This window comes from Brevibacillus brevis (genome assembly GCF_900637055.1).
Taxonomy (GTDB): domain Bacteria; phylum Bacillota; class Bacilli; order Brevibacillales; family Brevibacillaceae; genus Brevibacillus; species Brevibacillus brevis.
In genome coordinates, this window is record NZ_LR134338.1 from 4,168,683 (window position 1) to 4,180,714 (window position 12,032).

A 12,032-nucleotide genomic window follows, 5' to 3' on the forward strand; every position below is an offset into this window, starting at 1 on the left:
AAGACATTCAATTTGTACTTTCTCTTTTTATATGATGCTATCTTTCATAAAATCTAAGAAAGGAGTTTTCCTCGTTGTTTCGTCTATTTCAACGTGAACGAGTCTGGTACGCGAGTCAAGAACCGTGTTTCTCCGGCATTAATGACCTCTCATCGCCATCATCTTTTGCTTCTACGAGCTGATTCCCCAATTCCTCTAATTCAAACTCGTCTCGATTAGGTCTTTTTGGTGTAGATGCTTTTGCCATCTATTGAACCCCCTAGCTTCTAACATCACTAATGGTATCCATCGGAATCCATTGGACATCTTCATCCGTAAGCAACTTTACCTTTCTGCTATTCGTATCTACCCACTCAAACTTTTATTTGCACTCATATCGTCCATGTAATAAGAGTTGGGACTCGTCGAGGCATTTCTAATAATATCTGATCCATCGTACGGAGTAACTGATGTTTCGGCAGTCCAGCCTGTTTTTCCATAGTACCACTAGTAGAGAAGACAATGGGCAAGTTGCTCGAGCGTCTAGATGGTAACATTCTTCCTAAAGCCACTTTACACTCTGATCAAGGTATGCATTATCCTCACCCTGGATTTCGTCTTCTCGTCGCCAAAGCAGGATTTCAGCAATCAATGTCCGAAAGAAAAACTGTTGGGATAATGCTTCAATGGAGACCTTTTGGGGCCATATGAAGAATGAAATGGAGTATAATACGTGTTCTTCTATTCAGGAATTACGAGCACAAGTTGAGGAGTACATTTCGTATTACAACCCAAGTAGAAAATGACCCCTGATGAATTCAGGAGTCATTTGTTGGTTGCCTAACGCAGCGGCGCTTTTTTTAACTTGAATTGGTGTGATTTTGCCACTTTTGGTTCCGTCTCCAATTTGTCCGAAAGTATTGCCTCCCCAGCCAAAAGCAACTCCTTCCGCACTTACACCCAAAGAATGAACATTTCCAGACGATAAAGTTTTTTAACCCGCTAAAATTGGTAATTTCAACTGGTAAGGAGTAATTGGTTGTCTCTCCATTACCAAATCCTCCACTTCCATTGCCGCCCGGCGTCCGAGTGGCTTCATCCTATTTACTCAAAAAACTGCCCCCGCTGCGAAAAACTACCGATTCTGCGGTTGCTTCGTCCGATAAAACTCATTAAACAACTTCATTAACGCTCGCTTTTCGATACGGGATACATAGGAACGAGAAATGCCTAGCTCACGCGCAATTTCGCGCTGTGTCTTTTCTTTGTCCTGATCCAGCCCAAATCTGCCGATGATGACCTCTTTTTCACGCTCATCGAGGATGTGTATGTGCTGGTAAATTTTATTGGACTCCAGCTTGAGCTGCACAGCGTCGACCACTTCGTCGGTTTCTGTGCCAAGGACGTCGATCAAGGTGATTTCATTGCCTTCTTTATCCGTCCCGATTGGGTCGTGCAACGAAACATCTTTTTTGGTTTTTTTCAGACTTCTCAGATGCATGAGGATTTCAATCTAAATGTCAAAAGGGGAGCATAGACAGAGAAATCCTTGATATGCCGGGAGTTGTTTCAGGAAAAATCTTCAGTCGTACAAAATAAGATTCAGACTCATGCTCAAATTTAAAAAGCCGCTGACTATGACTTAAAAAATAAAGTCCTAGACTGCGGCTGCTTATTTTGCGCTAACTCTCAACTTGGGGAATGTCTGAAAGAAGCTGCCATTATTTCGGCTTCTTAAGACATATGCTGAGGATCAATCACTTATTAATCAAGCATGAGATACCAATAAATGGCTATCTCATCACTATCTTTATCTAGACCTCTGTAAACGTAGGAATCGAAACCTCCGATGACAAAACCACAGCTTTCGTAGAATTTACATGCGCGGACATTAGTACTTTGTGTCTCCAGCATGATTCCCGTCATACCGCCATCCTTCGTCCAGCGTTTAGCCTGTTCGATTAGTTTTTTACCGACACCATATCCTCTATATTGCTTATCCACTTTGATATCTTCCACATAGGCATATTTGTTCCAATTTCTTTTCAAAACAATTTGACCCACAACTTGATTATTTACGAGCGCTACATAAATGATTTGATGGGGATTGCCGATATAGTTCGAATAATCCTCAAGCGTATCTTCTTCAAGCTGTTCATCATCGTAGCTTTTATTCCTAAGGGGGCTCTCCTTCACCGTATATCCGATTCGCTGTCCCATTAGTTGCAAGACAAGGGTAGAGTCTACGATAAAGCTCCCATCAATGTTTGAACCACACTCATCGTCCCCAGCCCTCAGTTCTCTAATGAAAATATCCATATTCGTCCTCCTATATTTTTATAAGGTGGGAATAGAGATATTAAGGGGGACCACGGACTTAACGGAATACATATTGCTCCGTCATTTTTATACCCTCCTAGTATGATTTAGCATGTAAGATTCTCTAGATAATTGTACAATCATGGCTGAGCAGATGCGACAGCTTTTAAACGTTAAGCCCGTTAGCTCAACTCACAATATCTAGTTAGACGGATTTTAGAAGTGTGTTTTGTCCTGCTGCTAGCCTCCAAACTTTCGTTTCCTTGACCATTACGTAGATAGCAATGCTTTCTTGCCCTCCGTCAATTCGTTTACCATCGGAAGTTGTTGAATATTGACGGACATGAACTACAGCTACATTGGAATTAATGAACGAGATGCTGTCAACAGTATATTTGCTATAAGAATGACGTAAAGGACCTGTCAAGACGATTTTGTGCACTTTATTTATTTCATCCCAACCCGACAACTTTTCCCCCATTACATTCACCCAAGTGGCGTTTTGTGTGAAATGGCTGTCTAACGCATCTGCATCGTGCCGATTAAACGCTGCCTCCATTTCATTAACTACATGTTTGATAAGCTCGCGATCATGCTCCAATGGTTCCTCTTCTTTGTATACCATAGAAATGCCTCCCTTTATTGCTTAGTTCATTGTTAAATCTGATACTATAACATATTATCAATAATATCTAATACATGATTTTCATGAGTATCATGCTAAATCGTATATAAATGGAGGTCATCATGGATACTTCACATTTACATTACTTTCGTACTATCGCTAGAATTCAACATATGACCAAAGCAGCCGAAGAACTGCAAATTGCTCAACCCGCATTAAGCAAAATAATCGCTCGACTTGAGGAAGATCTTGGTATCCCCCTCTTTGACCGACAGGGGAGAAATATTAGATTAAACACGTTTGGTAAAACGTTCCTTCGAAAGGTAGAAATTGCTTTAAACGCATTGGAAGATGGAAGGAAAGAAATTGAAGAACTCTCTGGGTTGTATTCGGGCAGTGTTCACTTAGCGGTTACGAGCGTCGAGCTCCTGTCAAGGCCACTTGCTGACTTTCTATCCCAATACCCGAAAACCGATTTCCGAATAACCCAAGTTTCTATGATGGAACTGGAGCCTCTTCTTCTGAGTGGAGAAGTGGACATTTGTCTCACAGCGTTACCTACGCAAAATGCTGGAGTGTGCTCCTCCCATGTCTTGGAGGAAGAAGTATACCTTGCTGTTTCTCCTAACCATCGATTCTCAGACCGACAGAGCATTTCTTTGGCAGAAGCTGCTACTGAAGCTTTCATAGGTTACAATGAGGGGCAATTTTATCAACCACTGAACGATATCTTTTTTGGAGAGGCTGGAGTTCATCCTAAATATATATGCAGGGTAAATGAGCCTTCTGCTATTGCGAGTCTTGTCCGGGCCGGCGTTGGTGTCGCTCTTGTAGGTGAGTGCGGACGAAGCTCTGACTCTCCACTCACTTTATTAAAGATTCATGACCACAGTATGAAACGTCATTATAAGTTCATTTGGCTTGAATCACGATATTTATCTGTAGCAGCAAGAAAATTCTTGGAGTTCGTAACGGAATTTTTCTGTAGGACAAATTAGTCATCCTCTTCGATTCGGTTATTATTGAACTAATCTGTAACTGAGCGTAGATCTGTCCAGTTTTGCTTCTCTTAGCTTAGCCGTAGGATTTTTTACAATATGTCCTTCTTCAAATGCAAACCGAGACAGGGACCGTATAAACCGTATACGATGTCCCAAACTGCTTGGCTTTAACCGTCCGGACTGCTTTGCTAAATATTCTTTCAGTAAGACCAATGTCACTTCTCCGATGTTTAGGTTGCCAATCTCTCGAGTCAGCACCTTAAGCTGAAGGGAATACGCTTTTGAAGTGTGTGGACTAAAACCCAGAATGCGTTTATCGGCCTCAACGACCAGAGATCAGTCATTTTCATAAAAATAAACCCCTCCCAAGGCTAATTACTATTAGCTTCACTATGTTTGGGAGGGATTAATCCATATTTCGAACCAATTTGTTGAACTAGTGAACCCGTTAGTTGAACGGTTTGGTTGAACTTAGTAGTTGATTTTGTTGGTCTAATCGCTTTAATGCGTCATTGACTACTTCTTTTGAAAAGTTTTTCACAATTACCTGATTCTCTATTAAGAAAACATTATCGTCCATGTTCCGCTCAATGTAATCCAACAATCCAGCCTTAGTGCAAAGGGAACACCATCTCTTGTCACCTTCACTAAAAGTGACTGTGACCTCAATATGTTCTAAAGATTCTTCACTTGAATCTTGAATCGGATCGTCAAATGTCCAGTTAACTAATACTGGTACACTACTCCCGTCAGGTACGAAATAATACTTTCTAAACCATCTTGCTCGGTTATTGTCACCAACAACCCTTATCTGTTCTTTTTCTTCGTCCTCAGCTAAAACTTCGTAATGCTTACCACGTGTCAGAGCTGCAAAATAAAGCCCCACATCGTTGCAAATTACTATCGTTCTTTTGTTGTCTGCCACCTTCGTTCACACCACCTGTTTCCCAATGACAATACATCAATATATAAAAATCATTATACATTAATGTTGTGCTAAACTGCCCGTTAGCTTAACACCGTCGCCAGTCTATCACTCTATTTTCCGGTCAAACACTTAATTTTTCAGTCCACAACTTTATTTACTCAGGACATTAGAACGTGTATATCTCCACACTCTCTTCGAAAACTCTTACTTCCCTTACCACATGTCGGATCAGCTCTTTTTTATCCTCAAAGGTTAGCTGATCCTGAGCTTTTGATAAATAATATTCAGCAGCTTCTTGAATCAAGTTGCGGCTGTACTCATAATCGACCTGCTGTTTTGTTTGATCCAGCAACTCGTTTAGACGCTGATTCAGTTTATCTTCCTTCTCCTTCAGTTCTTTCAGCTCTTGACGAACATCTTCTTCACCAATATCTTCTTCTCCAGACGCAAACAATTTAAGCAATCTCTTGCGTCCTGTTTTGGTTTTTTCGAGCTCCTTTTGCAGTCGCTCCAACTCCACTTGCTCAAATGGAGTTCCCACTTTTTCTTCCACTGCCACCGCAATCTCGTCAGGATTATTCAACCAGGATGCAACCGTTTCCCAAACCTGATTGTCCAATTGCTCACATCTTACACGACGACCGCATCCCTTATTTTTTGCACCTGCTGTATTCTTAACATCGGTATACTCAAATACATGCTGGCTCCAGTTTTTCGCTTTTCTGCCTGCCATCGTATTTCCACAGGACCCGCAACGAACTAGTCCGCTTAAGAGGTACTCGTTGAAACTCCGGCCTGCCCATCTTCTTCTGGATTCCTTTAGAAGTCGCTGGGCATGTTCAAATTTCACTTCGTCAATGATAGATGGGCAGGGCAAGGATATCCACTCTTCCTTTGGGCGAATTTTCATGCGGACTTTCTCATCTGGCTGGCGAAACTGGTTACCCAGCATCCCTTCCGTATTCCATTTATTTTGATAAAATCTCCCAACATATGCCTCATTCATCAGCATCTGTCGTACCACCTGACGATGCCATACACTGGCACCACGCTTTGTAGGGACCCCTTTTTTGGTTAAATAAACAGCTATCCCATTGATCCCTTGAACGAGCTCGTTGGGCTGAGTAAACAGATCAAATACAAGTCGTACTACTGCTGCCTCAGCTTCATTTATTACGATCTGCTCCTTCTCAGAATCATAACCGTACCCATATATTTGAAAGTCACGGAGAACGCGGCCTTGTCTTGCCTTTTCTCTTCTTCCACGACTCATTCGTTCATTAATTTTAGCTTTTTCGAATTCTGCAATTGCTCCACGCATGCTGTAAAAGAGCTGTCCTTCTGGAGTCTTGGCATATTCGCCGTTTACGAACACAAGCTCTATCCCGCGTTTATCAAATTCATCTGTTATAAGCAACTGGTTCATTAGCTTTCGTGATAAACGGTCAGGGTCCAGACAAACAATTTTTGTAATGACTCCATCCTTCACATCTTGTCTTAGTCTTGAAAGAGCCGGCCGATCTAAGAACTCGCCGGATACATCATCTATGTACTCGGCGGCTTCACTCGTCGCTGCTTTCTTCCTGCATTCCCTTAACTGATCGTCGAGGCTGAATCCGCTCTTGGCTTGTTCCTCTGTACTCACCCTGGCATATATTCCGATCATACGGCTTCTCCCTCCTGTATTTTCCTAATAGATACTGATAACAGGCGGAACGAATACTGTCAGTAGAACTGCCCGGTATAATCTTTACATGCACCGTTCATCCCCTCCTGTCGAGAAGATATGCGCGAACGGCTTGTCAAAAGTAGTGAGGAAACATGAAAAACCCGTCTCCTTAAAATTGAGACGGGTTCTTAATTGTGGTTACTTCTGGGGATTTCGTTCCCTATTTCTCCCCCTCAAACCAGCAAGACCAACTAATCCAAGCAAACCTATCCATTCCCAGTCTGAATCAGTATCTGCTGCTGTGGTTCTGTACGCATTGTTATTGATACCTGTGTTAGCTGGCGCCCCATTTCCTGTTACGCCTACACCCGTATTGCCCGTCATATTATTTGGGGTGTTTATTCCTCCTGTGTTCCCCGCACCTATGGTACCACCAGCCTCAGCGGATGCAGTTACGCTCATTGTTACAGTTAGCATGAAAGCCAACATAATTGCGTTCAACTTTTTCAACTTGAAGACCCCCTACCTGTATTCTTTTACTCCATGTAATATTATCAATCTGAGAAAAATTATTCAGACCACCGCACTTATTAATCAGAAAAGGTTTGCACCCTTATTTGTTATACAAATAATAACCCCCCTCTGTAAAAGAGGGGGGCGTGAAGTGGGACCATTGGTATAACGTTACTTTGCTCTCATAACGATAATTCTATCCAAAGAAACACTTTGCAGACAAAATGAAATCTACAAATACTGGTAAGCGGCCTCATACTAAAAAATCCCCGACGAATATGTCGAGGAGAAAATGTAAGGTTATTGGTCGTTGTATATATTGTAGTATATACGAACCGATATACTCAACAATCAGATACTTCCAATTACTTTGTACCGCTTACGAGGTCCTCTACTTTGATCCAATCTACTGCCCAGTCGCTCACCAGCTTTCCTTACCGATTCGATTTCACGTACATCTCCCCGAAATCATCTTCATCCACATCCTGGCGTTTAATGAGGTTTGCCATCTCTATTTTCGTGGAAGCCCAAGCCATCCTTCACGACCATACCGATCCAGGCATTCGGAGCTTTCTCTCATGCTCCCATCCAGTTTGTACAAGAAAAGATATTTACATTTTTTAGAAATAAATGTAAATTATACATGTGTTATCTACCAAATTTTAGGAGGTTTCGTTTATGAAATTAAAGAAATTGATTTCAACCATTGGACTTACGACCTGCCTACTTTCCATGTCATCTTCAGCATTCGCTATGGGCGATGCCAGAGAGCCTGATAGTCGGGACTCACCGAATTATTTTCAAGGGATCATCGATAGTTTTGAGGGTACCATTGCAAAACAAGAATATGGAATGGATCAAGACTTCTTCAGATGGACGAACAACACTGGTCAAGGAAAAACATTTTACATTAATTTCGACACCTATCAAAATCGTAGCCTAGACTATCAGATTTTTGAAATAGACCATAACGGTCAAGCCTATCAAGTATTTAAAGATACGGGACGCGAAACCTGGTTTGTATATTTGCCTGCTAACGGTGATATACGAATAAAAGTGGGTGCTCAAGATGCAATAAGAGTTGACCCCAATGTGAGATATATCATTTCCTTGAGTGAGCGTCCTTGGTGGAACTAAATTTGGTATAAGATTTAGAGAGCTGCTTAAAAACGTGGTACAAGCAGCTCTCTACATTTTTCGTTTTGATGCTGTCGTGGTGGTTGATTCCGCAAATCCGCATCTTTTTCAGGTCCTTATCCTAAATCATGAAGCTTTATTACTCCGTTTCGTTTTCCGACCTCCCCCGTTAAAGAACACTGGCATACCACTCTGATAAACTTGTCCCACATCCCAACACTTGGTGAGATTTTTTTGCTTGGGTAATTGAACAGATCATTACTTATTTTAGCTAGTTTTTTACGTCCATTTTTGTCACTAGAGAACACTCGTCCAGTCAAAAGGCAAATTTTGTTAATACCATATTTTAGATCCATCATAAAGGAGGAAATATCCCTTGAAAAAGAAGAAATCTAATTCTAAGAAATTCAAGAAAGTAAAAGGGCAATTGGTTCAACATTCCTCTCACTATCCATCTCAATTTGGAGGAGGTTGTAGGTATATTTGCACGCGCTATGGGTGTGGTTGGTGGTGTCCAGATCCCCCCGTAATGTAACTTCTTCCCTTGCCGATGCGGCAGAGGCCTTTATTTATCAAAATGAGGTTCCAATGACACTCTGTTCAGCCTGATTGTTCACTAGCACGTAGAACATTTTGCTGTATCTTCTAAATCACCCTTTTGACTTTAACATCTCATTCTCAATACAACGTGCAGCATACGTAGCCAGCTTGGTGCCCTTATCCACCTGATAACTCTCGATTGCTTTGATCAAGCCGATGGTACCGATGGAAATCAGATCTTCACTGTCCTCACCCGTGTTCTCGAATTTCTTCACAATATGTGCCACCAAACGCAAATTGTGCTCAATCAGCTTGTTGCGGGCGTAAGGGTCGCCTTTGGCCATGAGTCGGAGGTACTTTTCTTCTTCGGTGTCCTGAAGCGGTTGCGGGAAGGCATTGTTCTTGACATAAGCCACAAAAACAAGAAGTTCTTTAAAAACAAGGGAAAGCGCCGCGATAATGCTGGACATGGCTGCCACCTCCACGTCTGGAATAGCTTACTTCTATCCTTATGTAGGCGGTCGCCTATGCGTGCCTGTACGCAGGGAGTTGTTGTCGATTAATTCAAGGTTGCTTGTATGGTAAAGGATTCACATTTGTACATATGGATGGAAATTTAGAAAAAATGAGATATTTTGGTAAAATGGACAAAACGAATGATTGGAGCGATCACCCATGGTAGAATTTGGCGCTGTGTCGATCGAATGGGGTACTGTACTCATTCGGTTCTTTATCTTCTTCATGCCTTTAGCACTTGTCATTGCTTGCTGCTTGTTCATTCTAAAACGCACGGCAACCAAGCAAAAAGCCATCGACGAGCTGGAAAAACGCGTCGCAGCACTCGAACAACAAATAAAGCGTCCGAAATCGTAACGGACGCTTGCTTACCTTTTCCCCTATTCAAATAAAGCCATCATCTCTTCGTCTTCTCTCTGGCGTGCTATATCGTATGGTGTTTGCCCCTCCATGTCCTTTTTGTTAGGATTCGCACCTTTTGCCAGCAGCAGCTCTACCACATCCAAACGCTCCTCGCCATCCGATACTTGTGTGTGCAGCGGGGTACTTCCATCATGAGCGCTGGCATGTATGTCTGCACCGTGCGCGATGAGCGCCTCTGCAACCTCTGGATAGAGCGCGATATGCAACGGGGTAATCCCCTCATCGTTTTTCGCATGGACATCTGCTCCCTGTTCGACCAAATACGTAATGAGATCAACATCGTCCGTCATTACCGCTCCATGCAGGAGGGAAAACTCATACTCATCCTTTTCATGCAGCAATTCCGGCTGTTTCGTGACGATCTTTTTTACGAGCTCAATGTCTCCTATTTCAGCTGCATCATATAAATCTGCGAAATGGTAAGCCATATAGGTCTCTCCTATCTTATGTATTCCTCCCTGCTCCTTACCGCTCCTCTGTCTCAAATACAAGTTTGGCAAGCAGGACCAGCGGTGAATCTTTTACTTGCCCGCCCTCAGTGAGATCGAACAATTTTTCGTTAATCGGACCGTAGCGTGATTCATTGCCGTACAGCAAAATCACATGTGGGTACTTGCCAATCTCCTCGGTTAGCTGTTTGGGCCATTCTTTTCTATCGAGTGTTGCATTCATCGCATATTCATTTTCCAAATACGTCAAAAAGTCCGCTCTGGCCTCTGCATCCTGTACCTCATGCACTTCAAAAAAGTCCTCGTCCACCCATTCAAGGCCCGACGCTGTTAAAAAGCCAGATGGTATCACATCCCCGTCCTCATCGTAAACGGGAGTCAGAAAATCCGCTAGATCATCAGAAGACTGCAAGGTTGTTCCCCATACCGTTACCACATTTCTCATTGTCTTTCCCCCTCGCTCCCAAACTTTTATGAGGTCTGGATGACTCCGCGAACATTCGTCTAATGCTTTACTGTTTCCAAGGAAGAGCGAATGCGATCTACACGCTCCTTTTCCTTTCGCAGAATGGCTTTCTCGTACGCTACGTCCAACAACCGATTGATTTCTTGCCAATTCGCTTCACCAGAAGGCGACTCACCACTTGTCAGCATTTTCCCCCAAGCACTTAACGCAATCTGCCGCTGTGCTTCATTTCCGTCCAGCCAGCGAATCAGATCATCCCATTGTGGACGCGATACCGCGAATAGCTCATCCCAGCCTTCAATCGGGTACGCCACATGCGGTTCCATCCACAAAATGACTTCTCGGGAGCGAAAGTGATGCAAATGACTGTTGGCAGCATACCCTACTAGACATTCTTTTCTGGCAACGACTTCGTCCATTTCAGCCAAAATTCGCTGCAATCCCTCTTCTTCCGGCAAACAAGCAGCCGTTACATAGGCACGTAGGCTTGAGCCTATCCGTTCATAATGTCGCCCGGACTCCCATAGCGAGCGTACCCAGCTCTCTGCCTTCTTGCCTACTGTCTCGACAATGAGCTGGCACCAGAGTAGCAGATTGCTTGATGAAGTTTCCTCTTCAATTTGCGTTATCCATTTATGCAAAACCGGCTCCCAATCGTACTGAGCAAATGCCTCTTGGATACGTGAATCTCCTGCACCATGCATTTTTGCAAACAAGACCAGCTTCTCGAAATCTTGCGCCGCCTCTTCAAAGGTTAGTGTCCGATAGGTTTGCAGCCATTCCTTCCACTCTTGTGCGACTTGCCCTTCGAGATCGAGCCCATCTACACCGGCAAGCGCTTCATAATTCCAGCACTCTGCCCCAATACAGCCCAGCTCCGTGACTCGCTCTACGAACTCTGTGAAGCTTTTGCCGAGTAATAGGAACTCGTCTGTCTCATGCCCCCAAGAATAGACGGGCGGGTCATCCGCGCCTGTCGACAAATCGATTAGCAGCATGTCGCCATTCCCGCCGACGTGAAAACAGAGGTACCTTTTCTCGTTCTCACTCTCTTCGTCCCCGCCAAAGCACGGCCATTCAAACGCATCCAATGACCATCCCAAATCCCCACTGAGCGAAAAAGGGTCTAACGCTCGAGATGGCAACGACCAATTTATTTGAACCTGACTGCTTCCCGCAAGCAAAATAGTACGGATTGTCGCGGGAAAGCTGATCCCGAGACTTTCCTCTCTTCTTTCGATTTCTTCCAGCCCTGCTGGTGGTTCTATCGTGAGCGGCCAAACCTGGGCACCTTGTCGCTCCATATCATGCATAAGTAACTTCCACGCTTCAAACCACTTTTCCATTCGCTGCTGCATTGGCATAACGACCTCTCTCGTCTGTCGTTTTCTATCTTACGAATTCTATTTCTATTTTCTTTATCTAAAATTCGATTTCATATCCTACTAAAGCACCAATTATATCCAT

At 43.3% G+C, this 12,032-nt stretch carries 14 protein-coding genes and 2 pseudogenes; 4 read left to right on the forward strand and 12 right to left on the reverse strand.

From position 1 onward, the window contains the following. Nucleotides 1-115: 115 nt before the first annotated feature. Entirely contained in the window at nt 116-247 is a 132-nt protein-coding gene (locus tag EL268_RS33980; protein WP_373863436.1) for a hypothetical protein, read from the reverse strand. A gap of 418 nt (nt 248-665) precedes the next feature. On the opposite strand from EL268_RS33980, the gene EL268_RS20055 reads away from it, so the two are divergent. Then, nucleotides 666-785, forward strand: a complete 120-nt coding sequence (locus tag EL268_RS20055) for an IS3 family transposase (RefSeq protein ID WP_106656700.1) — start codon at nt 666-668, stop codon at nt 783-785. On the opposite strand, the pseudogene EL268_RS33985 reads toward EL268_RS20055, so the two are convergent. The 4 genes and pseudogenes from EL268_RS33985 to EL268_RS20070 form a co-directional block, all read right to left on the reverse strand. Further along, nucleotides 764-955 (reverse strand): annotated as a pseudogene (locus EL268_RS33985) (hypothetical protein); the annotation flags it as partial. The gene EL268_RS20055 and the pseudogene EL268_RS33985 sit on opposite strands and share 22 nt — an antisense overlap. A gap of 159 nt (nt 956-1,114) precedes the next feature. Further along, nucleotides 1,115-1,489: pseudogene (locus EL268_RS20060) on the reverse strand (sigma-70 family RNA polymerase sigma factor); the annotation flags it as partial. Nucleotides 1,490-1,743: 254 nt separating this feature from the next. Further along, nucleotides 1,744-2,298 carry a GNAT family N-acetyltransferase gene (locus tag EL268_RS20065; RefSeq protein WP_106656701.1) on the reverse strand — a complete coding sequence of 185 codons (555 nt, stop codon included), beginning with the start codon at nt 2,296-2,298 and terminating at the stop codon, nt 1,744-1,746. A 205-nt stretch (nt 2,299-2,503) separates the two neighbouring features. Then, nucleotides 2,504-2,923: an SgcJ/EcaC family oxidoreductase gene (locus EL268_RS20070; protein ID WP_106656702.1), complete on the reverse strand. Its 420-nt coding sequence runs from the start codon at nt 2,921-2,923 to the stop codon at nt 2,504-2,506. Nucleotides 2,924-3,045: 122 nt separating this feature from the next. On the opposite strand from EL268_RS20070, the gene EL268_RS20075 reads away from it, so the two are divergent. Beyond that, nucleotides 3,046-3,921 carry a LysR family transcriptional regulator gene (locus EL268_RS20075; RefSeq protein WP_106656703.1) on the forward strand — a complete coding sequence of 292 codons (876 nt, stop codon included), beginning with the start codon at nt 3,046-3,048 and terminating at the stop codon, nt 3,919-3,921. A gap of 451 nt (nt 3,922-4,372) precedes the next feature. On the opposite strand, the gene EL268_RS20085 is transcribed toward EL268_RS20075, so the two are convergent. The 3 genes from EL268_RS20085 to EL268_RS20095 form a co-directional block, all read right to left on the reverse strand. Then, a complete protein-coding gene (locus EL268_RS20085) occupies nt 4,373-4,849 on the reverse strand; it encodes a hypothetical protein (protein ID WP_106656704.1) in 477 nt (158 codons plus the stop codon). Between the two features lie 169 nt (nt 4,850-5,018). Continuing rightward, on the reverse strand, nt 5,019-6,518 hold the full coding sequence (locus EL268_RS20090; RefSeq protein ID WP_106656705.1) for a recombinase family protein: 1,500 nt from the start codon (nt 6,516-6,518) through the stop codon (nt 5,019-5,021). A 201-nt stretch (nt 6,519-6,719) separates the two neighbouring features. Continuing rightward, complete coding sequence (locus EL268_RS20095) at nt 6,720-7,031, reverse strand: WGxxGxxG family protein (protein WP_106656706.1); 312 nt, start codon at nt 7,029-7,031, stop codon at nt 6,720-6,722. A 681-nt stretch (nt 7,032-7,712) separates the two neighbouring features. Between EL268_RS20095 and EL268_RS20100 the strand changes: the two genes are divergently transcribed. After that, on the forward strand, nt 7,713-8,171 hold the full coding sequence (locus tag EL268_RS20100) for a hypothetical protein (RefSeq protein ID WP_106656707.1): 459 nt from the start codon (nt 7,713-7,715) through the stop codon (nt 8,169-8,171). Nucleotides 8,172-8,821: 650 nt separating this feature from the next. Here EL268_RS20100 and EL268_RS20105 read toward each other — a convergent pair. Continuing rightward, entirely contained in the window at nt 8,822-9,181 is a 360-nt protein-coding gene (locus EL268_RS20105) for a sigma-70 family RNA polymerase sigma factor (protein ID WP_106656708.1), read from the reverse strand. 205 nt (nt 9,182-9,386) lie between these two features. Between EL268_RS20105 and EL268_RS20110 the strand changes: the two genes are divergently transcribed. Further along, nucleotides 9,387-9,584, forward strand: coding sequence for a hypothetical protein (locus EL268_RS20110; RefSeq protein WP_106656709.1), 198 nt, complete (start codon nt 9,387-9,389; stop codon nt 9,582-9,584). 23 nt (nt 9,585-9,607) lie between these two features. On the opposite strand, the gene EL268_RS20115 is transcribed toward EL268_RS20110, so the two are convergent. The 3 genes from EL268_RS20115 to EL268_RS20125 are packed head-to-tail and all read right to left on the reverse strand — an operon-like array spanning nt 9,608 to nt 11,929. Further along, nucleotides 9,608-10,078, reverse strand: a complete 471-nt coding sequence (locus tag EL268_RS20115) for an ankyrin repeat domain-containing protein (RefSeq protein WP_106656710.1) — start codon at nt 10,076-10,078, stop codon at nt 9,608-9,610. A 37-nt stretch (nt 10,079-10,115) separates the two neighbouring features. Then, nucleotides 10,116-10,544 carry an immunity 22 family protein gene (locus tag EL268_RS20120; RefSeq protein ID WP_106656711.1) on the reverse strand — a complete coding sequence of 143 codons (429 nt, stop codon included), beginning with the start codon at nt 10,542-10,544 and terminating at the stop codon, nt 10,116-10,118. 59 nt (nt 10,545-10,603) lie between these two features. After that, nucleotides 10,604-11,929 carry an SMI1/KNR4 family protein gene (locus tag EL268_RS20125; protein ID WP_106656712.1) on the reverse strand — a complete coding sequence of 442 codons (1,326 nt, stop codon included), beginning with the start codon at nt 11,927-11,929 and terminating at the stop codon, nt 10,604-10,606. Nucleotides 11,930-12,032 lie beyond the last annotated feature (103 nt).